The 22,657-nt window shown below is 43.5% G+C and carries 24 protein-coding genes; 22 read left to right on the top strand and 2 right to left on the bottom strand.

The window, feature by feature from the left end; translation table 11 throughout:
- The first annotated feature begins 16 nt into the window (after nt 1-16).
- From AACW90_RS09635 to AACW90_RS09725, 19 genes are all read left to right on the top strand, one after another.
- Entirely contained in the window at nt 17-916 is a 900-nt protein-coding gene (locus AACW90_RS09635; protein WP_390233640.1) for a helix-turn-helix domain-containing protein, read from the top strand.
- A gap of 156 nt (nt 917-1,072) precedes the next feature.
- The gene (locus AACW90_RS09640) at nt 1,073-3,247 is read left to right on the top strand and encodes a TonB-dependent siderophore receptor (RefSeq protein WP_390233642.1); all 2,175 of its coding nucleotides are present in this window, start codon (nt 1,073-1,075) and stop codon (nt 3,245-3,247) included.
- A 56-nt stretch (nt 3,248-3,303) separates the two neighbouring features.
- Nucleotides 3,304-4,038 carry a siderophore ferric iron reductase gene (locus AACW90_RS09645; protein WP_390233645.1) on the top strand — a complete coding sequence of 245 codons (735 nt, stop codon included), beginning with the start codon at nt 3,304-3,306 and terminating at the stop codon, nt 4,036-4,038.
- Nucleotides 4,026-4,793 (top strand): ABC transporter ATP-binding protein, encoded by a 768-nt coding sequence (locus AACW90_RS09650; RefSeq protein WP_390233647.1) that lies wholly within the window; start codon nt 4,026-4,028, stop codon nt 4,791-4,793. The genes AACW90_RS09645 and AACW90_RS09650 overlap by 13 nt, the downstream gene beginning before the upstream one ends.
- On the top strand, nt 4,787-5,734 hold the full coding sequence (locus AACW90_RS09655) for an iron-siderophore ABC transporter substrate-binding protein (protein ID WP_390233649.1): 948 nt from the start codon (nt 4,787-4,789) through the stop codon (nt 5,732-5,734). The genes AACW90_RS09650 and AACW90_RS09655 overlap by 7 nt, the downstream gene beginning before the upstream one ends.
- A gap of 2 nt (nt 5,735-5,736) precedes the next feature.
- Nucleotides 5,737-7,731 carry a Fe(3+)-hydroxamate ABC transporter permease FhuB gene (gene fhuB, locus AACW90_RS09660; RefSeq protein ID WP_390233651.1) on the top strand — a complete coding sequence of 665 codons (1,995 nt, stop codon included), beginning with the start codon at nt 5,737-5,739 and terminating at the stop codon, nt 7,729-7,731.
- A gap of 27 nt (nt 7,732-7,758) precedes the next feature.
- Complete coding sequence (locus AACW90_RS09665; protein ID WP_390233652.1) at nt 7,759-8,517, top strand: DUF3450 domain-containing protein; 759 nt, start codon at nt 7,759-7,761, stop codon at nt 8,515-8,517.
- Entirely contained in the window at nt 8,514-9,830 is a 1,317-nt protein-coding gene (locus tag AACW90_RS09670; RefSeq protein ID WP_390233655.1) for a MotA/TolQ/ExbB proton channel family protein, read from the top strand. The genes AACW90_RS09665 and AACW90_RS09670 overlap by 4 nt, the downstream gene beginning before the upstream one ends.
- A gap of 11 nt (nt 9,831-9,841) precedes the next feature.
- A complete protein-coding gene (locus AACW90_RS09675) occupies nt 9,842-10,375 on the top strand; it encodes a MotA/TolQ/ExbB proton channel family protein (RefSeq protein ID WP_390233658.1) in 534 nt (177 codons plus the stop codon).
- Complete coding sequence (locus AACW90_RS09680; RefSeq protein ID WP_390233661.1) at nt 10,372-10,776, top strand: ExbD/TolR family protein; 405 nt, start codon at nt 10,372-10,374, stop codon at nt 10,774-10,776. Before AACW90_RS09675 ends, AACW90_RS09680 begins: the two co-directional genes overlap by 4 nt.
- A complete protein-coding gene (locus AACW90_RS09685) occupies nt 10,777-11,451 on the top strand; it encodes an energy transducer TonB (protein ID WP_390233664.1) in 675 nt (224 codons plus the stop codon).
- Complete coding sequence (locus AACW90_RS09690) at nt 11,451-12,629, top strand: tetratricopeptide repeat protein (RefSeq protein WP_390233666.1); 1,179 nt, start codon at nt 11,451-11,453, stop codon at nt 12,627-12,629. Before AACW90_RS09685 ends, AACW90_RS09690 begins: the two co-directional genes overlap by 1 nt.
- A gap of 92 nt (nt 12,630-12,721) precedes the next feature.
- The gene (locus tag AACW90_RS09695; protein WP_390233669.1) at nt 12,722-13,171 is read left to right on the top strand and encodes a hemerythrin domain-containing protein; all 450 of its coding nucleotides are present in this window, start codon (nt 12,722-12,724) and stop codon (nt 13,169-13,171) included.
- Nucleotides 13,172-13,178: 7 nt separating this feature from the next.
- On the top strand, nt 13,179-13,493 hold the full coding sequence (locus AACW90_RS09700; RefSeq protein WP_390233670.1) for a DUF2249 domain-containing protein: 315 nt from the start codon (nt 13,179-13,181) through the stop codon (nt 13,491-13,493).
- Nucleotides 13,474-14,760, top strand: a complete 1,287-nt coding sequence (locus AACW90_RS09705; RefSeq protein WP_390233672.1) for a hypothetical protein — start codon at nt 13,474-13,476, stop codon at nt 14,758-14,760. Before AACW90_RS09700 ends, AACW90_RS09705 begins: the two co-directional genes overlap by 20 nt.
- 105 nt (nt 14,761-14,865) lie before the next feature.
- Nucleotides 14,866-16,059, top strand: a complete 1,194-nt coding sequence (locus tag AACW90_RS09710) for a DEAD/DEAH box helicase (protein WP_195705308.1) — start codon at nt 14,866-14,868, stop codon at nt 16,057-16,059.
- 121 nt (nt 16,060-16,180) lie between these two features.
- A complete protein-coding gene (locus tag AACW90_RS09715) occupies nt 16,181-17,776 on the top strand; it encodes an ABC-F family ATPase (RefSeq protein WP_275137313.1) in 1,596 nt (531 codons plus the stop codon).
- 265 nt (nt 17,777-18,041) lie between these two features.
- The gene (locus AACW90_RS09720) at nt 18,042-18,599 is read left to right on the top strand and encodes a YceB family lipoprotein (RefSeq protein ID WP_390233676.1); all 558 of its coding nucleotides are present in this window, start codon (nt 18,042-18,044) and stop codon (nt 18,597-18,599) included.
- Between the two features lie 24 nt (nt 18,600-18,623).
- Nucleotides 18,624-18,836, top strand: a complete 213-nt coding sequence (locus tag AACW90_RS09725; protein WP_390233679.1) for a TIGR02450 family Trp-rich protein — start codon at nt 18,624-18,626, stop codon at nt 18,834-18,836.
- Nucleotides 18,837-18,846: 10 nt separating this feature from the next.
- On the opposite strand, the gene AACW90_RS09730 is transcribed toward AACW90_RS09725, so the two are convergent.
- Nucleotides 18,847-19,233 (bottom strand): thiol-disulfide oxidoreductase DCC family protein, encoded by a 387-nt coding sequence (locus AACW90_RS09730; protein ID WP_390233681.1) that lies wholly within the window; start codon nt 19,231-19,233, stop codon nt 18,847-18,849.
- A 259-nt stretch (nt 19,234-19,492) separates the two neighbouring features.
- Here AACW90_RS09730 and AACW90_RS09735 point away from each other — a divergent pair, with 259 nt between their 5' ends.
- Nucleotides 19,493-20,194 (top strand): helix-turn-helix transcriptional regulator, encoded by a 702-nt coding sequence (locus AACW90_RS09735; protein ID WP_390233684.1) that lies wholly within the window; start codon nt 19,493-19,495, stop codon nt 20,192-20,194.
- A 66-nt stretch (nt 20,195-20,260) separates the two neighbouring features.
- Entirely contained in the window at nt 20,261-20,629 is a 369-nt protein-coding gene (locus tag AACW90_RS09740) for a VOC family protein (protein ID WP_390233686.1), read from the top strand.
- Nucleotides 20,630-20,698: 69 nt separating this feature from the next.
- Here AACW90_RS09740 and AACW90_RS09745 read toward each other — a convergent pair whose 3' ends face one another.
- Nucleotides 20,699-21,280, bottom strand: coding sequence for a TetR/AcrR family transcriptional regulator (locus tag AACW90_RS09745; RefSeq protein WP_390233688.1), 582 nt, complete (start codon nt 21,278-21,280; stop codon nt 20,699-20,701).
- A 152-nt stretch (nt 21,281-21,432) separates the two neighbouring features.
- On the opposite strand from AACW90_RS09745, the gene AACW90_RS09750 reads away from it, so the two are divergent.
- Entirely contained in the window at nt 21,433-22,485 is a 1,053-nt protein-coding gene (locus tag AACW90_RS09750) for an alkene reductase (protein ID WP_390234318.1), read from the top strand.
- Nucleotides 22,486-22,657 lie beyond the last annotated feature (172 nt).

Here is a 22,657-nt window from a genome sequence, read left to right on the forward strand (position 1 = left end):
TAAGGGAATCTGGATTGTGAACGCGAAGATACCCTATACCAGAATAGAAAAATTGCTCGACTATATACATGACAATATTCAGGAGCCATTAAGCCTAGACGAGTTAGCCGCGAAAAGCTGCTGGTCTAGGTGGCAATTGCAAAGAGTTTTTCAGGCGTATACCGGTTTCAGTGTGGCGCAATATGTTCGGGAAATTAAGCTAAGTCAAGCGGCATTAATGGTGCTTGATGGAAAGCACCGCATATTAGATGTGGCGTATGAATTTGGGTTTAATTCCGAGATAGCTTTTAGCCGAGCCTTTAAGCAATTCTTTGGTGTATCACCTAAACGCTATCAATCGAACGGATTAAAGACGGGAATTAAAACGCCTTTGACCAAGCCGATTAAGAGCAGTGAATCCGTATTCTATCCAGTAAATACGCTCTATCAAGTTCGCTTGGAACACAAAAATGCTTTTTCGATCAATGGTGTACCGTCGATAATTAGAGGACTTCAGTCGCCAGAACCCGATTTTTCTAGCACGGTTCCTTACGCGTGGGAGACATTCTTTAAGCAAACGGATCTCACTAATGTGGTTAACGTACCCCATATAGGCATCATTGATATGTCGCCTAGTCAGGTAGATGGAGAACTTATCTATTGGGCGGGCGTCGAGCAAATAATGGCAGAAAAGTCCTCAAATAATGGATTAATTTGCAAGAAGCTAGAAATAGGAGAGAGCAGCTACGCAGTCCTGCCATATCAAGGCGATGTTGATGAATTTCATAAAGCCGTAACTTGGTTAATCGCAATGTGGCTTCCTAAATCTGGGTATAAAGCGGTAGACAATGCGTTTGAGATGGAGATTTATCACCCGCCTTTCGATAATGATCAACGAACGATACTTGCCGAATATTGGTTGCCTATTTATCAATAAACCTTGTCTAACTGTAATAGAAATATCAGTGATAGTTGCACCAAATTGTTATCTTTTTTCTATCGATTTCGTCTATTATCTGCATGATAATGATTCTCATTAATGTTAAGAGAAATCAGTACATATGTTAATACCGTTCTTATTATGCAGGTTACTATGAATAAAAATCACAACAATGCTGGGTTCAAACTCAGTGCAATCACAACGGCGATAGCGCTCACTTTTAGCTTCTCATTTTCTGCTAGCGCACTTGCAGACTCGACAGACTCTCAATCGAATACAGAAACGATTCAGGTGCTAGGCCAATCGTACCGAAATACAGCTACAAAAACCTCATTGAATCCAGAGGAAACTCCCCAAGGTATTACGGTTATCGATGCTGAAGAATTAGAACAACGCAACGTTAAATCGCTAAATCAAGCACTTCGTTATGCCCCCGGTGTAGTAACCGAGACGAAAGGTGGTGCGGTGACCATGTATGACACGTTCACTATTCGTGGATTTAATGCGACACAAAGCTATTATGATGGATTGCTCTTACAGTCCTTAACAGGCTGGAACTTACAACCACAAATTGATCCCATTGCTCTACAACAGGTGGAGATATTTAAGGGGCCTTCATCGGTGCTTTATGGCTCAATGCCGCCGGGTGGAATGGTGAATATGATTGCTAAATCACCACAAGAACAATCTGCGAAGAAGCTTGGACTTGCTACAGGTTCGCGAAATCTGGTTGAAGCCTCCATTGATACCACCGGCCAGTTTGGAGATAGTGATCTCAGTTATCGATTTATCGCGTTAGCACGTAAGCAAGATGGGCAAGTTGATTACACCGAAGAAGAACGTTTCGTTATTGCCCCTTCGGTTGACTGGCAAGTCACCGATAAAACCTTGATCAATTTTAATCTGTATTATCAGAATGACCCTGCGATGGGTATGAACTCTTCATTACCTGCATCCGGGATGATTTACCCTAATTCGAATGGCGCAACCAGTTCGTCTACCTTTGCGGGTGACGAAAACTGGAGTTCGTTTGAGCGAGAGTTTTTGATGATGGGGTATAAAATCAATCATGAGATAAGTGATAACTGGTCGTTTTTGCAAAACTTCCGATATACCGACGCAGAACTTTCGCAGAAAAACACCTATCACCGAGCGTCAAGCTTTGACGAATCGACAGGGACATTAGCTCGAAATATCTACAGTACCGATGAAGAGTCAAAAGGCTATGTTATCGATAACCAATTGTCTGGCTATGTATATACAGGTGATATAGAACATAACCTATTGTTTGGATTGGATTATCAGCGTCTTGACGGAGAGTCCGCTTATAAAGAGTATGCGAGTTCTTCTGCTTCGTTCTATGCGTTTAATATCTACTCACCGGACAATAACCTGTTAGACCGAGACTCATTGAGTGAAAATTATAACGCGAAATATGATATTTCAGTTGAGCAAATAGGCGTCTACTTTCAAGACCAGTTACGTTGGGACCGTTTAGTTATGATTGCGGGTGGTCGATATGATAATTATGAAAGTAAAAGTGTTCAACACGTTGTTGGCAGTGCAAATACGGATACGAAAGCCGACCACGGTCAATTTTCTTATCGGTTAGGCGCTCTGTATGAATTTGACAATGGCGTTGCCCCTTTTGCTAGCTATGCGACCAGCTTTGAACCTGCTACTGGTCTAAATAGTGACGGCGTTGCTTACGACCCTGAAATGGGTGAGCAGGTAGAGGTCGGCGTGAAATATCAATCCGCGGATAGAACGATTAACGGTTCTGCCTCTGTATTCCACATTGTTAAAAGTGATGCGTTAATGGCTAACCCAAATGATATTTGGGGAGCAAAACTTCAGTTAGGTGAAGTGGTATCGCAAGGGGTTGAATTGCAGGGACAAGTTGCGATTACACCGGCGTGGGATATTCGTGCGAGTTACGCCTATATCGATATGGAAATCACGGAGGATAGCGTTGGTGGGCTTGAAGGGACAACACCGATTTATGTTCCAGAGCATAGCGCCAATCTTTGGTCAGATTATCAGATCTCCCAAGGTGCCCTTGCGGGGTCAAGAGTAGGAGCCGGTGTACGTTATGTAGGCGACATGCAAATAGATGCGGCAAATACCGGTAAAGTTCCAAGCTACACCTTGGTTGATTTGTCCCTAGGGTATGACTTACAGGGCGTATCTGAATCGTTGCAAGGTGCAACAGTGAATCTCTCTGCGAGTAACCTGTTCAACAAAGAGTATTACACCTGTTATGACACGGCGAACTGTTGGTATGGCGCAGAACAAACCGTTGAACTTAACGTCAACTACCAATATTAAAGGGCGTTAACTTACGAGCGCTGCCTACTAATATAGGCCGCGCTCGCGATTTGAATATGAATATTATTGAAACACAAAATAGAGAACGATTTAAGCAGTTAGACGCGCTGTGTCAAACCGTTACGCCTTACCTAAAAGGCGGCTTAGCGCCTTTTGATTCAACAATGTTAGTTGGAGAATCAAGCGACCTCACCGTGATTAAACATCTGTATGGTGCTATTGAGTTGGCCCATCCAGAAGCAGGTCATGCGTATTGGCTAACAAGAACGTGGGAGTTGCTTTGCTGGCAGCCTATTTACATCAGTGTGATATCTATCTATGGGCTGCAAGCATTACCTGCTTTTGACGGTTTTGCTCAACAAAGAGAAGACGCCTATATCATGGGATATCGTTTTCAGACACTCGACTTTATAACGGATGAGATCCCTAACTTGGTTAGTAGAGCTGGTATTCAATTAACGCATATTTTTGAACACTACCGATTACTGATCGACTCGTGGTTACGGTGTCGCCCTGGTTTTACGAGACAGATTCTCGCGGATGCATTGCTTGAGAGTTTAGTGAAACTGCGGGTAGCAAGGCCAGATATAGATAACCAGACATTGTATCACCATGCTGAACTATGGCTCTCTTCATGCCGACTGCCACTCAATAATCTACGGTCATATTCAGAGTCTAAGGACGGGTCGCTGCGATTTGTTAGGCGCAGTTGCTGCCTTGTGTACAAAACAGAACAAGGTCAGCTTTGCTCAAATTGTCCTAGAAAAAGAGAACGAATATGTACCAGTTAGAGAATATTAAGGTGACCAGAGACCAAAGAGTGATCTTAGATGTCGATCAGCTCTCTATTGACCCCAAAGCGCTCACGATCGTAATGGGGCACAACGGCTCAGGAAAGTCGACGCTTGTGAATTTATTGGCTAACCATATACGGCCTGATGAAGGGAGTGTGAAATGGAAAGGTACATTGTTACGTCATTTAAGTAGTAAAAAACTGGCCCGTGAGATTGCGTACCTGCCACAGACATTACCAGAAGTGGCAGGATTAAGTGTTGAAGAGCTCGTCCGTTTAGGTCGATATCCTTGGCGTGGCGTGCTTTCTCGTTGGACGAAAGAAGATGGTTTATATATAGACCAAGCGATAGAACAAACTCAGATCGGCAAATTTCGACACGCCCTTGCCGACGAACTTTCTGGTGGAGAGAGGCAGCGTGCTTGGATTGCGATGTTGCTTGCACAGCAGTCTGGCTTGCTCATTTTGGATGAGCCTACGTCCGCGTTAGATGTCCAATATCAGTATCAGATAATGGATTTGTTACAACGATTAAATCAAGAGACAGGGAAGGGCGTAGTGGTCATTTTGCATGACCTCAACTTAGCCCTTAGATATGCCACAAAAGTCATCGCCTTGAAGCAAGGTCGCATTGCATTCGAAGGCGATGCGAGCGTTTTACACGATGAAAATAGACTCACCGAGTTATTTGCTACCCACGTCCAATTAATCAATCACCCAAATAAAAACGCTAAAGTGGCGGTTATATGCTAATTAAATCAATATTAATAACACTATGCTCTCTTTATTCTGGCTATTCTTTTGCCCAAATAGAGCCGACGTCTTCTCAAATACAAATAGAAGACACTAGGGGTCTACAGATACTTTCAAAAGTGCCAGTTAAAGTGGCCGCATTGAACTGGGATATAGCAGAACAGGTTTTGGAATTGGGTGTCGTCCCAGTGGCAATGCCCAATATTACTGGATATAGCGAATGGGTCGTGAGGCCAGAGGTACCCAGTTCAGTACAAGATATTGGTACCAGAGTGGAACCCAACATAGAACGCTTGGCAGAGCTAAAACCGGATGTGATCATTATTTCATCACCACAAGTCGATCTCATTCCGAGATTAGAGCGCATTGCGCCCGTGCTTACTTTTGAAACCTTCAGTGCCGAGCATGACAACGTGAAGGCGGCCATTCAAAACTTCCGTAGTATTGCGAAAGTACTGGGTAAGCAAGCGTACGCGGAAGAAAAACTAACGGATATGTTTTATGAACTAGAGCAACTAAAGCATGGTTTAGACACGGCTTACAATGGGAAGCTCCCAACCGTTGCCGCCTTTCGATTCTCTAACACTTCATCGATCTATTTGTATGGTGATAACTCGATTACACAGTTTGCGCTGCAGCAGTTAGGGGTGTCACCAGCATTGCCTCAACCTGCTACTCAATGGGGGGTAACTCAAAAAAGGTTGAAAGCGTTATTCGAATTAACGGATGCAAGCGTAGCACTTTACTTCAAGCCTTTTGAACAAGAGGATAAGGTGACAAATTCGGTGTTATGGAAGGCGATGCCATTCGTAAGAAATGACAGGGTGAATAGTGTGTCTGCGGTATGGAATTACGGGGGTGCCATGTCGATTCTCTATAATGCTCAAGTGTTATCAACCGCGTTGTTAGAGATCGCGCCTAACACCGTAAAAACGAATTAATCATGGTCAAGAAACGTTATTTTCCCGCTCTAATCTTTCTACTTCTTGGTTTGATATTGTCGCTACAGATAACCAGTGATATGAGCGTTCAGATGCAAATGAACGCACTGCAAAAATGGTTTTATGGCGCGAATGAAGAGTTTGATTATGTTTCAATTCTATTTCTTGAATCTCGATTGCCTAGGCTAGTGATGGCGCTGGTGGTGGGTGCCACACTGGGGTTGGTGGGCAGTTTGATGCAGCAGTTAACCCAGAATCCCTTGGTCTCACCATTAACCCTTGGTTCGGCATCAGGTGCATGGTTGGCGCTTGTCGTTTGCAACATCTGGTTCCCAGCACTAGCCAGCGACTTTTCAACTATTTTCGCTTTGCTAGGGGCGATGCTAACTCTGTTGCTGGTGATCCTTATTTCTGGTTTGAGAAACCTATCTGGGTTACCAGTGGTGCTCGCCGGGATGGCCGTGAATATTCTTCTAGGCGCTATTGCTACCGCGATTATTTTACTCAATGAACAATCCTCTAAGAATCTGTTTATTTGGGGTGCAGGCGATTTAGCGCAAAATGGTTGGGATCAAGTAAAGTGGTTGTTGCCTAAGTTAATGCCTGCTTTGCTGATTTTTGCGTTCGCACCACGAGTGTTAGCTTTACTAAGATTAGGGCAGACGAATGCCGCGGCTCGGGGTTTGAATATCGTTCCGATGTTTCTGTTGTTAATTGGTTTGGGTCTTTGGGTTGTCTCTGCCGTCATCTCTACCGTTGGCGTCATCAGCTTTATCGGACTGTTAGCGCCAAATATAGCGAGGAAATTAGGGGCGAGAACACCATTGGCGGAGCTAAATTTAAGTACCGTTTTGGGGGCGTTTTTACTCGTATTTACGGATACATTAGCCATTTGGTTGAGCTCGCTTAGTTTAGATATTGTTCCAAGTGGTATAGCGGCGGCATTTATCGGGGCTCCGGCTCTGATCTATTTTTCCCGTACGCAATTGAAAGCGCAAGATAGCCTTTCTTTCACCTTACCTAAGACCAACTTTATGTTCAAAATAGAGACGATAATCGGTGTGGTTTTCGTTTTGATAGGGGTTTTCTTTCTCTCCATTTTTGTTTCTAAACAGGTGATAGATCAAAGTATCGTATGGTCACTAAAATGGCCGAGTGAGTTTGGTTTAGAACTCCGTTGGCCTAGAATGTTAACGTCGTTATCCGCTGGTGCTGGTATAGGCGTGGCAGGGGTGTTGTTGCAACGTTTGATTTATAATCCATTAGCGAGTCCTGATATCTTGGGTCTTTCCGCTGGTGCGACATTTGCGCTAGTGGGTAGCAGCCTATTTTTAGGTTTTAATATATTTGAAGCGGCACCTTTAATTGCCTTTTTTGGTAGTCTACTGGCTCTCGCAATTTTGCTTCTATTGGGTAGAAGACATCACTATGCGCCATCTATGATGGTACTTATTGGGATTGCCTTAACGGCTCTGATAGAGGCTATGGTCCAGTTTTCATTGGTACGTGGCGATGAGAACTCTTATGTTATTCTAAATTGGTTAGCGGGCTCTACCTATAGAGTATCCCCCCAATACGCTGTCATCTTAGCGGTGATGGTTGCGATATTGATCGCCTTCGTTTTCCTAACACAGCGATGGTTGACGCTTATCTCTGCCGGTCGAGTTTTTGCTCAATCGCGCGGAATTAATGTTGGCAGAGTCTTTATCATTTTACTCTGTTGTGTAGCATTACTATGTGGTGTGGTAACCAGTTTTATGGGGCCAGTGGCATTTGTTGGATTGTTAGCTCCGCATATTTCGGTCATGTTGGGTGCAAGAAAGGTAGGACAGCAATTAATTACTACCGCTTTGATAGGGGGCACACTTATGCTCTTTTCAGATTGGTTAGGACAAAATATAGTGTATCCATCGCAAATCGCGGCGGGTACGATAGTGTCCATCATAGGTGGCGTCTATTTCATACTTCTGCTCATTAAAGGGCGAACAAAAAACTAATTTTTTATGAATAAACATGGAAATAAAATGCGATTAAAAAGCATAGCGGCGTTAGGCCTCGTGGCAGTAACAGGATTCGTTAATGCTGGTTCTCTCGCTGAATCGGCGAAAGTAGAGCAAGCTATTATTAAAGACGCAGGGCGCAGTCAACATGTTGTGAGCGACAGTTCAGACCATGCTTTTGATCTACAATCTGAAATTGACTCGCTGAAGGCTGAGGTGGATGGACTTACGATTTATAAAGACCATCTTGGTAATTTAATTCTTAGCCAAGAACAGGAGCTCACCAGCGTAGAATTGCAATTAGATGACATAGCGGAAACGAGGCAGAGTATTGTTCCGTTGATGTATCAGATGTTGGATGGCCTAGCGACATATATTGAACACGATATGCCGATACGTCTAGATACACGCGATGATAGAGTGACGCAACTGCGTCAGCTTATGATACAAGCCGATATTAGCGATGCTGAAAAATTTCGCCGTATCTTAGAGGCTTACCAGATAGAACTCGATTACGTAAACAAACTTGGAACCTATACCAGCGCCATAGAGATTGATGGCGTGGTTCGCGAGGCTGAACAGCTTTATCTTGGACATGTTTCATTCATTGCTCGCAGCCTAGATAAGAAAGAATACTGGGTTTGGAGTGACCAAAAGAAGACATGGAATTCGTTAAATTCGGCGTTAATTAGTGATCTAGATAATGCGTTTTTGGTGGCGAATAAACGTGTAGCACCCACTCTTTTGTTGTTGCCCCTCTCCACACAGGAGGTAAGCAAATGAACAATATAATCAGTTTCGTTTTGCTGTCCCTTTTGGTTTCTCATGTTCAAGCGCAGTCCGATCTATTGGACACGACGAAACAGGTTCGTGTCGAAGAAAATGTCGCCAATCAAAACAGGGAGCAATCCTTTAAAGCACAAGAGCAAACGTTGATTCAATTACGCGATGAGCTGTTAGTAAAACGTGCGACGTTGCAAACAAATATAGAGAGAATCAGTGACCAATTTAGCCATAATGAACAAGTCCTTGCGGAAACAGAGAAAAAGCTTCATTTAGAGTCTGGCAGCTTAGGAGAACTTTTTGGTGTGGTTAGGCAGGTTGCTAAAGAGTTTCAATTTGTTCAGAAGAGTGCAATTACCGCGATTGGGGAGGCCAATTCTTTACGCGCTGTTGACGCAATCGTTGCCGCAAAAACGTTACCTTCCAAGTCTCAGTTATATTCACTTTGGCATGCGTTTGAACGTCAGCTAGAAGTGGGGTCAACGATTACAGAGTTAGAGGTACCGTACGTTTTACCTGATGGTATTGTGACCAGTAAAGGCGTTGTGCGTATCGGCTCATTTGGGTTGTTAGACAATGATGGTTATTTAGATTGGTCGGGTGAACAAAGAGGCGCTAAGCCTTATCAAGTTCAACCTCAATATCTACCGCAGGTTGGCCTCGCTGAGGTGAACTCGGCATTGTTCGCCTTCGACCCATCTGGTGGCAAGTTACTAGAGCAACTTTCATTGACCCCGACCATAAAGGAAAGAATCGAGCAAGGTGGTATTATCGGTAAAGTGATATTAGCACTGCTCTCCATCGGCTTGCTTATCGGTTTGGTTCAAGGGACGTTCCTATTTATAAGCCGACACAACATTAACGTACAACTGAAAGATAAAGATACCATAGGAAATAATGCACTAGGTCGAGTCTTAGGTGTGTATAAGTATGATCAGTCACCCAACGTAGAAGCATTAGAACTGCGCCTGTATGAGACGATATTAGACGAGCAACAGAAGTTAGACCGAGGCCTTTCTATGCTCAAACTCCTTGCTGCTTTATCACCCATGTTAGGTCTGCTCGGTACGGTGACAGGGATGATAGAAACATTCCAAGTGATTACTCAGTTTGGCAATGCAGATCCACGAATGATGGCATCCGGTATCTCTACTGCACTCATTACCACCGTACTTGGCTTAGTCGCCGCTATGCCGCTGCTGTTTATGCACAATGTATTAAGCTCACAAGCCGAAAATGTACGAACACTGTTAGAAAAACAGGGCGTAGGCCTAGTGGCCCAACGCGCTGAACAAGATTTGAGGCAGAGCTAAACGTGGAATGGATGAGCCTATTTTCTGACCTTGGCTTTGGAAATGCATTGGTGCAATTTATGTCCAAAGGCGGCCCAGTACTTTGGTGGTTAGCTTCCCTTATCTTGCTGTTTTGGCTTATTGCCATCGAACGGGTTCTCTACCTGTTGGTGACGTTTCCCAAAAGGCAAAATGAGTGGCTAAAAAATTGGGGTACAAGGGGTGACCACCATTCCTGGTACGCACAAAAACAGCGCGATGCATGGGTCAATCAAGCACACATAGAGCTGTTTCAGAATATCAATCTACTTAAATTAATCATCAGTCTGTTTCCTATGCTTGGTTTGCTCGGTACGGTGACAGGGATGATTTCCGTTTTTGATGTGCTAGCGGTAGAAGGAACATCGCAACCAAGGCTGATGGCATCGGGTATATCCATGGCAACGCTACCAACAATGGCGGGTATGGTTGCTGCATTGGCTGGGGTATTTTGTTATTCCCAACTGTTTGCCGCATTGGAGAAAAGAGAAGTGCATTTAGAGAAGTTAATGAGGAGCCGAACATGAGATTAGGCAGCCGAAAAAAAAATCAAGATGAAGCGCAGATAGATATGACGTCGATGCTCGATATCGTATTTATCATGCTGATTTTCTTTATTGTCACCAGCTCTTTTGTTAAGGAATCAGGTATTGAGGTCAATCGCCCTCAAGCCTCTAATGCCGTTAGTCAAAAAGAAGCGGGCATCTTCATTGCGATTACCGCCAATAATGAGGTCTATATCGACAAGCGTATCGTAGATAAAGAGAGAGTGCAGGCTAACTTAGAGCAGCTTTTAACCGATCAGCCTAACGCGTCGGTGGTAATTCAGGCCGATGAATTTGCGTTTAACGGTACGGTAATTTCGGTTATGGACTCAGCCAAGGGTGCCGGCATTGTTAATATCGCTTTAGCGACGGAGAAGAAATAGATGTTTCGCTTCCTATTGGCTCTGCCGGTTGCGTTATTCGTAAGCTATAGCCTTATGGGTATGATGGCGTGGATGGTGGATCTCAATACCATAGAGAGCAAGCCAGAAAATGAGTCGATACGATTTGATTTCTTTATGAATGAAACTGAGTCGCTAAGTCAACGGAAAAGTCGTGAACTCCCTAAACCGCCGGAAATGAAGCCTTTACCTCCCGAGCAGGTATTGGCTCAGCCTCAGCAGGATGTCTCATTGAATACGCCGACGTTAGCGCCAGTTCCAGAGATAAACTTAGATCTGTCTGTGACAGACATGAAATTTGCCGTCGTCGTGCCTAGTACTCCGAGTCCAAAGGCCACAAACACTCAATTGGTTCAGCAACCAATACCAGTGCAAGTGGGACAAACCCAACAAATAATGCCTTTGCACCGCATGAATCCGATCTACCCAAGAAAAGCGCTGCAGAGAAAAATAGAAGGTTATGTGGTGTTTTCCTTTGATATTGACCGCGCTGGAAAGCCCCAAAATATTAAAATAGAAGAGTCTTATCCGTCGCGAATATTTAACCGGGAAGCGCTAAAAGCATTAAAGCGATGGAAATATCAACCAATGATGGTGAACGGATTGGCACAAGTCAGAAGTGGTCAACGAGTAAAACTGGAGTTTAAAATCCAGTGATGAAACGTAAATCAATCTCGATTCTTTTTCTAGCGATGCTCTATTGGTTACTGGCTTCACCTGTCGCATGGGCGGAATCAAAAGAGTTATCGCATCGCACGGCTCGGCAGGTGCAAATTGCCTATGAATTGCAGCTTAAAGAAAAACCGGATGAGGCGATCACCGTACTAACAAATCTAAACCCAAGCGGACAATATGACCTCGCGTATGTCAATCGCATGCTAGGTGGACTTTATTGGCAAACTCAGCAATCACAACTGGCAATCAAAACGTTGACGTTGGCCATCAATCAGAAGGCATTGCCTGCCGTTCAGTATCGAGATACACAACGAATGTTAGCCGACATCTTATTGGTGGAAGGTCAGTATAAATTGGCAGAATTCCATTACAAAAAATTATTGCCCGCGTATGAACAAGCAGACGATCTGGAATGGCTATGGCTTCGAATCGCTCAAGCACAATATCAACAACAGAAGTGGGCAGGAGTCGAGATGTCGATTGGTCATCAACAGCGATATCGTCAACAAGCAAAACTTCCGTTGAAAGTGATGCCGCTCAATATGCTGCTTGGGGCCCAGCTTGCACGGAAAAAATGGAAAAATGCAGTGCCAACAGCGTTGTCTTTGAGAACATTAGAACCAGACAACTACGTATGGTGGCGTCAACTGATTACGCTCTATATTTACACGCAACAGCAGCAGCAAGCACTGATTACCTTGCAACAGGCGGATCGTGTGGGATTTGAGTTGAGTGATCAATATCTGATGTTGATGGCCCAATTGTATGCACAGGATGGGGTCCCCATAAAAGCGGCACAAACCTATGCAAGGTTAAAAGGGCTAAACAGCAGTGCCGCATTATTAGCTCAACAAGCGGAGTATTGGCAGGTGGCGAAAGAATGGGATAAGGCCACCTCTGTTTGGCTTAAGGCAGCACAAATTGACAATAAGTTTTATTGGCGGCATGCGCTTTTGTTGCTGAAAATGAGGGACCACAAACGAGCGCTATTTAGTATTGATAAGCTGACTAACCAGACAAGCCAAATGCTGTTGGCAAAAACGCAAGCATTGAGCGCGATCGGAAAAAAGGAACAAGCATTACAGGTCGCCACTGAGTTACACAAGATAGAATCGAGCGAAGAAAGTCTGCGTTGGATTAAATATTTGAGTGAAGATTGATGATCGTCGGTAAAATACGCCTTAAAAGGTATATAATTCTAGGCCATTAATAATTATATTGATTCTTTGCAATACGACTTAAGAGGTCCTCGATGTCTTCTATCCAAAATTATATGACGGAACACCACAAAACGTGTGACAACCTATTGGTTGACGCTGAAGGTTTATTGGCTGATAAAAATTGGGTTGGGTTTAGTCAAGCTTGGCAGATATTTGAGCAAGAGACAGTGGCGCACTTTACAGCGGAAGAGGAGATTCTTTTTCCTGCGTTTGAACAAAAAACCGGTATGACGGGTGGCCCGACTATGGTTATGCGTTCAGAGCATAGCCAGGTTAAAGGGATGTTCGAACAGATGAATAACGCCATTCAAGATAAGAACCTAGACAGAGCCATGGGCATAGTTGAAAGCGTCATGTTGTTAATCCAACAGCATAATATGAAAGAAGAACAAATGCTTTATCCTATGACGGATATGCATTTGCCGAACAATGATGAAGTCGTATCCCAAATGGATAGCCAATTGTCAACTTCTCGAGGTTAATCGAGCGATGGTTAATGACGGCACGACAAATGTTCAGTCACCTAATTTGCCAGATATATTCAGGCTCGATGTGAGTATTTTGGAGCCTCCGCATCCTATGACAGAGATAACCAAGGTGCTATCTGGTTTGCCGATGGGGGGTCTACTACGGGTTTCACACCGGCGAAAACCCGTACCTCTGTTTGAAATTATCCAATCTAAGTATTTATATCGGCATGTTGAAGTAGATGAAGGCAAACACCTTATATTTATCTGGCATAGAGATGATGCTGGTACAACAGAATACGTGAGGACTCGTAGTAATGAGAATGACTGGACTTAATTTCGATGCCATTCCTAGACTCGATGTTCCACTACGTTTTTATCTTACCGCCCCAATCTTTGCCCTCCTTGGCTCTATTTTACTCATAGACCAAGGTAGCCAGATCTGGTTGACCCGATGGATGCCTGCTTCACTTGCTATTACGCACTTGTTCGCTTTAGGTGTTATGGCAATGATAATGATAGGCTCACTGTTTCAGATAATGCCTGTGTTATGTGGCGCGCCAATCACCATTGAGACATCGCGACTGGCTTTGATGCACACGGGGATGATAGCCGGAACCTTAACGCTCGCCGCCGCGTTTTTGGGGTGGGTTAGTTTTGTATTTGGCTTTGTTTTCCTCGGTCTGAGTATCGGCTACTTCGTGCTGACATTGGCATGGGTTTTAATTAAAAATGCCGGAGGAGAGCAGACAAGACTACCTATTTTATTGGCGGTTTTCTCGTTAGGGTTGCTACTGATTGCTGGCTTGTTGCTTATCTCAGGCTACTTATGGGGAATTCAACCTGCCGTGGGTAAAGCGTTAACCAATTTCCATGCGAGTATTGGTATCTTTGGCTGGGTGCTGCTACTGGTGATGGCCGTCAGCTTTCAAGTTATTCCTATGTTTCATGTCACCCCAGTCTTCCCCAAAGTTTGGCGTAATACACTCGTCTTTGGTGCCGTATTTTCGCTGGTCATGATGACGCTAGCTACCTTCGCAGGATTTAACCTCTATTATGTCGCCGTGTTTAACGCTTTAGTTGGCATCGCTTACGCTGTAGTTGGCAGTGTTCAGCTTAGTAAGCGAAGAAGAAAACTGCCCGATGTGGTGATCAACTATTGGAGAGTGGGTTACGGTTGCCTTGCCATTGGCTGTTTGTTTATTATCGCCCTGCCTTACTTCCCTGCGGATATAAAGGGAAAACTAGAGGTTCTGTTAGGGTTGGTGATTGCTCTTGGTTTTATTCTTGGTGTAATACAAGGAATGCTGCTCAAAATTGTCCCTTTTCTGATCACGCTACACCTGCAGAAAGTTGCGATGGCGAATCCCGCCTCTATGATGATGTTGCCCGATCACTACAGCTTGATTAGTCGAAAGCAAGGTAAGGTACAGTACTGGCTATATTTAGCCGTCTTATTATCGATTGTGACCAGCTTTTTTGTACCACAACTTACCATCAGTATTGGTGTCTGTATCATGTTGAATTGGATGTGTATTGGTTATAATTTGCTAAGAGCATTTATTCTACACTCGAAACTAAGAGAAAAAATGCTTGCTGCGTAAGCAGTGGATTTTAAAATTAAAGCCGCTACACTGTGCGACAATTAACATGTTTTAAATATCGTGAGCTATGGTGCCCGCGATTTAACAATTTACTAGAGACGGACAATGTCATTTTCTAAGCTTGGATTAAGCGATCCTATCCTAAAAGCCGTAGCCGACCTTGGTTACTCATCGCCAACAACGATTCAAAAACAAGCCATTCCAGTGGTTCTAAAGGGTGAAAACCTTATTGCAGCGGCACAAACGGGTACCGGTAAAACAGCAGGCTTTGTTTTACCTATACTGGAGATGCTGAGCAAGGGAGAAACGCAAAAGAAAAAACGTTTCCGTGCGCTTATTCTCGTCCCTACTCGTGAACTCGCGATTCAGGTAGAAAGCAGTATCGTGCAATACGGTAAACACCTTGGTCTTAAATCTTTGGCTATGTATGGTGGTGTTGATTACCATCCTCAAAAACAGGCTCTGATTGATGGCATTGATATTCTGGTGGCAACACCGGGAAGACTGATAGATCTTTACGGTCAACATGCAGTCCATTTCGAAGAAGCTGAAATTCTAGTATTGGATGAAGCGGACAGAATGTTGGATATGGGCTTCATTGAAGATATCAATAAGATTATTGGTCGTCTGCCCAAGAACATCCAAAATCTGCTATTTTCCGCGACGATGTCAAACCCAGTGCGCGAATTGGCAAGAACAGCGATTAATGATGCTACAGAAATCGCGATTACTAAAAATGCGGCGTCTAAAAGTAATATTAAGCAGTGGTTAGTCACGGTAGATAAAGATAAGAAATCGGCGTTGTTAAGCCATATGTTAAACGAAAACAGTTGGCCTCAAGCGTTGATATTTATTGAAACTAAACATGGCTCTGCCAAGCTTGTTGCACAGCTAGAAAAGCGCGGTATTGCTGCCGAGGCGTTCCACAGCGGACGAAACCAAGCTTCGCGTGCTCGCGTGCTAGAGGCATTTAAAGATGGCTCAGTTAAGTATCTGGTTGCGACAGGTGTTGCCGCACGTGGTATTGATATCGATGACCTTACCTGCGTGATCAACTATGATCTGCCGTATCCTGCTGACGAATATGTTCACAGAATAGGACGTACAGGTCGTGCCGATGCTCAAGGTGAAGCGGTTTCATTGGTATCAAGAGACAACTTCAAACACCTTTGCATGATAGAAAGTCGTTTGGGTCACCTGATTGAACGTCGAACAGTCGAGGGTTTTGTACCAACAAAAGAGGTGCCGATTTCTATTCTAAATTATGTGCATAAACATAAGAGAGAAGAGAACAGCTAAATCGCCACTCTTCTATAATTGATAGTGATGTGCTTCACAAAAGCTGTTAGAATCGCCCCAAATTTGGAAAGCTGGTATCGACCAGCTTTTTTGTGTAATTAAGAAAACTATTAGGTGTCCCGTGCTTACAACTGCAAACATCACCATGCAATTTGGCGATAAGCCACTATTTGAAAATATCTCCGTTAAATTCGGTAACGGTAATCGCTATGGTTTAATCGGTGCCAATGGTAGTGGTAAATCGACATTCATGAAGATCCTAAGCGGCGAGCTAGAGCAATCAGGTGGCACCGTTTCTTGTGATCCTAATGAACGCATGGCGAAACTAGGCCAGGATCAGTTTGCTTACGAAGATTACACTGTTATTGATACAGTGATAATGGGACACAAAGAACTTTGGAAAATCAAAGAAGAGCGTGATCGCATCTATTCGTTACCTGAAATGACGGACGAAGATGGCATGCGTGTAGGGGATCTTGAAACTGAGTTTGCCGAGATGGACGGTTATTCTTCTGATGCAAGAGCAGGAGAGTTACTGCTCGGGTTAGGTATCCCAGAAGCGCAACATTATGGCTTGATGAGCGAAGTTGCTCCTGGTCTTAAAGTTCGTGTTCTTTTGGCGCAAGTGCTGTTCGCTGAACCTGAAATCATGCTTCTTGACGAACCAACCAACAACTTGGACATGCATACGATTGCTTGGCTAGAAGATATCCTGTTGGCTCGTAACTGCACCATGATTATTATTTCCCACGACCGCCACTTCTTAAACTCTGTATGTACCCACATGGCTGACCTTGATTATGGTGAGCTACGTATGTTCCACGGTAACTACGATGAATATATGTTTGCAGCAGAACAGGCGCGTGATCGTTTGCATGCAGACAACGCGAAGAAAAAAGCGCAAATTGCTGAACTACAAACGTTTGTTAGCCGTTTCTCTGCGAACGCTTCTAAAGCGAAGCAAGCCACCTCTCGCCAAAAGCAATTAGACAAAATTCAGCTTGATGCAGTTAAACCATCAAGCCGCCAATCGCCGTTTATCCGTTTTGAACAAGAGAAAGAGTTGTTCCGCAATGCGTTAGAAGTTGAAGGTTTAAAACAAGGTTATGGTGAAAATATCTTGTTTAACGGTGTCGACTTGATGGTTGAAGTGGGTGAGCGAATTGCGATTATCGGTGAAAATGGTATCGGTAAATCAACGCTACTAAATACTCTTGCTAGAGCCATGGAACCAATGGCTGGTATGATCAAATGGTCTGAAAATAACAACATTGGTTATTATGCTCAGGACCACGCTCATGACTTTGCTGAAGACCTCAATCTGCTTGATTGGATGGGACAGTGGAAGAATGAAGGCGATGACGAGCAAGTTGTTCGTGGTATTTTAGGTCGTATGCTGTTTTCACAAAACGATATTAAAAAATCAGTTAAAGTTATCTCCGGTGGTGAGCAAGGCCGTATGCTGTTTGGTAAGTTAATCATGCAGAAAGCCAATATATTGTTGATGGATGAACCAACGAACCATATGGACATGGAATCTATCGAAGCACTTAACCTTGCGTTAGAGAACTACAAGGGCACATTGTTCTTCGTTTCCCATGACCGTCAGTTTGTATCGTCAATCGCAACACGCATTATTGAAATTACGAAAGATGGCGTTAGTGACTTCCACGGTAGTTACGAAGAATACTTAAGTAAACTTGGTGTCAAAGGTTAACCTCAAACCAAATTTACCAAGTAAAAAAGAGCCCAGTAGGGCTCTTTTTTGATCTGACCGAGTTCGCTCGTTTTTCCTATCGTTATATTCATAGGAAATTAAGTCAGACTTGACACTGGCTCCACTAGAGACTTTGCTTCTAATGAAGATAGTAGTAAACAATAAGAATGATAAAAGAAGTCAAGACCATTCCTTTTAGTGCTACAGTTTATCTTGTGAATAATAAAAAGCCGCGCTTCTAACGGACGAATAAGAGTTGATATAGATGATAATAAAAACAGTAAAAATAGTGACATTAACACTTTCAGCCTTGTTTATTGGTGGCTGTGCTAGCTATAGCATCTCAGAACAAGATATGACTGAATATCTGCAAGACAGTGTGGTTCTGGAACAATCTGTGGGCATTGAGAATGTCATGTATGCACAAGTTGCCGTTGACGATCTTAAAGTGAAAATTGGTCGCTCAGATGCAGAGCGCGTCTCCGTTTTTGCAAATACTCGCGCACAAGTGCAGATGTTCAGTATGCAGAACACGGAACTAGATCTTGATATTGAGTTTAGTGCGATTCCTGAATATGATCAGGAAAGCGGAGAGATATTTTTGAAATCACTTCGTTTAGAGCAGTTTGATGACCAAAGTCAGCAGTTGACCCCTGAAATAACGAAGCTTCTAAAACCGGCGGTTTCGATGATTGGCCATGCGCTGTCTCAACTCCCTGTCTATAAACTGGACGGAGACCAAGTTCAGCAAGCACTGCTTAAATCAGCGAAGCCCAATTTAGTTATTAAGAATAACAAGTTAGTGATCGAGTTGTTTGATTAAAGGATGAAACAATGGAGGGTATTGATGAATAAAATTAGCCCAAAGAAATTACTTAATAGCAAATGGACAGCCGTTAACCCTCTCAAAAAGGAAAAGCACTTTTTAGTCACGGAGGTAGAGATAGAAGACAATGAAGTGATGCATTGTCTAATAGAAGCCATTATCTCTAAACGTACACAAGCGATAAACTGGCACGACTTGAAAAATACGGATAATTGGCTCCTTGGCTGGAAATAGGTAAAGACACCTAGCGTGAACAACTGTCCTTATTACAACGAGATGTACCCGTTAACCAAAACGATATGCGATATCTGTTTTTGGCGAAATAAAGGTAACACCAATCGGCTATTGGCTTAAATATACGCCAGCGGAGTGGAGCATAGAGCCAGCCTTTTCCAACCAACTGCCACGCGCGATGCGTGGCATCCAAACCGAGCAATAATTGTCCCCTATCATCTAGAGCGTGCAAGATAGTATTTGCCTCTTGAGCATCAATTTGCGGATAATTGAAAAACGTATCACCGTAAATATCCACGGTCTGTATAAGCCGTTTATGATCCAGCTCTTTTAGCGCCTTCATCTCTTTTGAGCAGAGTGGACAGGTTCCGTCGTAAAATAGTGTCAATCGTGTCATGGCTGGCTCGTTAATATTTATTGCAGTTATGATTATACGATCCTTTCTTCGAGTTGGATCACTCGGTTCTCCCATTCCAACAACGGACGAATTACTTACGGAAGATAAATTGAAGCAAACATCATCGGCACTTCAGAAAATGGCACGTTATTTCGGAGATTAATCCTAATTGGTGTGAAATATCGTCTTGTTTTAGTTAAGAATAGCGCAGGATATATGGATGTAGTAACCTTTCCATTTACACAGATAAAGTACCTTCATGTCTAGAAGCCAACGACTCTTTGATTTACTCCAATTGCTGCGCTGTCACAAATACCCTGTCTCGGCTGAACATTTAGCTCAAGAGCTCGATGTTAGTGTGCGTACTATCTACCGAGATATTGCCACACTACAAACGCAAGGCGCGGAGATTGAAGGCGAAGCGGGGCTTGGTTACGTATTAAAGCCGACGTTTATGTTACCGCCGCTGATGTTTTCATTGGAAGAGTTAGAAGCGCTACTGCTAGGCGCCGATTGGGTTGCCAAACAAGCGAATGGTGAGTTTAGCGAGGCAGTGAAAAATGCTATCGCAAAGATATCGGCGGTGTTGCCTGCTGATCATAGCGCGAAGCGCAATGAAGATGTCATACGTGTAGCTTCTATTATTGAAGTCCCTGAGCTAACGAGAGAACTGTCTGACATTCGGCATGCTATCAAGCAACAATTTAAGGCTAAGATAATCTATGTAGATGCGAAAGAAGCTTCTAGCGTGCGGACTATCTGGCCTATTCTTATCGGTTTGTTTCAGCAGCACTATGTTTTGGTGGCTTGGTGTGAGACAAAAGAAGCATTTCGTAATTTCAGGCTTGATAGGATAGAAGAGTGGCAAACACTTGAACAAATGTATCGACGTGCTCGTCGTGATTTATTGAAAGAGTGGCAGCAAAAGGAAGGTATTGGTGATAAAAACGTACGCTACTGACAAGAACTGTCATTCGAGTTCGTTATATTACTCATCAAATCACGCTGTATCGCTTTAGGAGATAATATGTTTAAGATCGATTCGTTTGTTCTCTATGTCAAAGACATTGAAACCAGTAAGAAATTCTATACGAAAACCTTTGAGTGTGAGGGACAGGTTTTATCACCAACGTTCGTCTCTTTTTCCTTAGGTGAGGGTGTCACCATTGAGTTAAAGCAACTTGCACAAGTGTTACCTTTAGCTAACATCATGGGTGGAGGGACAGAGTTATCCTTGGTAGTCGAAGATTCAAAAACACTGCACGAGCTTTACGAGCAATGGAAAACCAAAGAGGTCAAATTCCTCCAAACGCCGACAACGTTGGTTTTCGGTCTGACGTTTGTTGCCATTGATCCTGATGGGCATCGGATTCGGGTGTTTACGCAAAACATTTAATTGAGCCCTAGTTTATCGTTAATAGCGGATCACCTGATAAGCTAGGTATCATCAAACTTCATGGCTTACCTATCGACACACGTCCTGATAAAGCTGTTCGGCAAGCTGCGTTATGGTATCACCTTGAGGATGAGTATGAGCGAATGTTCTTAATCCATATATCCCCATCATCAGATAATGAGCGCGAGCATCGGCCTCGCGGTCACTGCTAATCTCTTTTAGATCAATGGCCCTTTGCAAAACCTGAGTAATCGCTTGCTGCCAGTTAGCCAAATGAAGAGTGATAATACCATGCACTTCATCGTCGTTTTCAGTGACTTCGTTCAATGCTTTCGTCAGTAAACAAGATCGGGAGGCATCGCAGCTTTGGCACTCTACAACGATATGATCTAAATAGGATTTAAGTTCAATAAGCACCGAACGTTGACCTGAAAAAAAACCGGTGAACTCTGTAATTCTATCTTGATGATACTGGTCTATTGCCGCTAAGAAGAGCCCCCGTTTGTTTTCGAACGCACAATAGATAGAGCCAGGGTGTAAACCGGTGGTCCTTTTTAGATCTTGCATACTGGTCTTGCTGTAACCTTTATCCATAAAGGAGGTCATGGCAGATCGTAGTACTTTCTCTCTATCAAACTCTGCAATTCGCATTATTAATTCGTCACTCTCGTTAAGATTGTTATCTGAATAATCTATGTTAGTGAAACTATTGTAACCAATCTTGAACGCTTATTCAAAAAAGATCTTGAACGCCCATTCACAAAAGAGTATCTTGAATGAACATTCAATATACAGAGGTCGCTATGACTGATAATTTATTTCAAACTTATGCTCTCAATAAAACTTTATCTTTAAAAAATCGTATTATCATGGCACCACTGACTCGTTGCATGGCGGATGATTACCTAATACCAACTCAAGATATGGCCGATTATTATGGTCGTCGAGGCGAAGCAGGGTTAATCATTTCAGAGGCAGTAATAATACGACCTGATGGCCAAGGTTATCCTAATACGCCCGGTTTATTTACTCCGGCTCAAATCGACGGCTGGAGAACGGTGACAAATGCAGTGCATCAAAATGGCGGCAAAATTTTTGCCCAACTTTGGCACACGGGCCGCGTTGCACATCCGCATTTTTATCAATCAACAGGCAGTCAGGATGTGATGGCACCCTCAGCCGTCGGGGTTGAAGGTAGTGTCCCTAGAATGCGTGAATTAACGTATCAAATACCTAAGGCTATAACCGCTGACGACATTACTCAGTTAGTAAGCGATTTTTCCCAGGCAGCAGCTAACGCGATTGATGCCGGCTTTGATGGCGTTGAAATTCACGGCGCTAACGGCTACTTAATTGACCAGTTCTTACACCATGACAGTAATCGCCGTATTGATGAATATGGACAGACACCTAAAAATATGTCGCGTTTTGCACTTGAAGTGGTGGACGCTATTGTTGCTCGTATTGGCAATGAAAGAACGGCACTACGAGTATCACCCGGTGCCTATTTCAATATGGCCGGTGACAGTCGTGACCGTGATGTCTTCGACTATCTTGTCCCTGAGCTTGAGAAACGTGATTTAGCTTTTCTACATATCGGCGTTTTTGATGATGCGATGGAGTTTGAATATCTAGGTGGTCGCGCTTCAAGCTATGTTCGCAGCATCTATAACAAGACGTTAGTGGGCGTTGGCAGTTTCACCGCAGAAACAGGTAGTGACGCTATCGCGAAAGATCGATTTGACCTTCTTGCGATTGGGCGACCATTTATTGCTAACCCTGATTATGTTGAGCGCGTTCGTACTGGGAAAGACCTTGTTGAGTACTCAGATGAGATGCTGACTAGCTTGATATGATGCCAGTGCTTCGATGCCACTGATAACGATAAAAAAAGGGTTAGCTTTGTGCTAACCCTTTTTTTATCGCTTAAATATATGTATAGAAACTTGATAACGATACGAGAACAAACGCGCTCAATTTGCTGGTGGATTACCTCCATGGGTATGCCTTAGCGTTAAACAACAAAAA

Origin of the sequence: Vibrio frigidus, assembly GCF_042465995.1 — a bacterium.
In the GTDB taxonomy this organism is placed as follows: Bacteria; Pseudomonadota; Gammaproteobacteria; order Enterobacterales; family Vibrionaceae; genus Vibrio.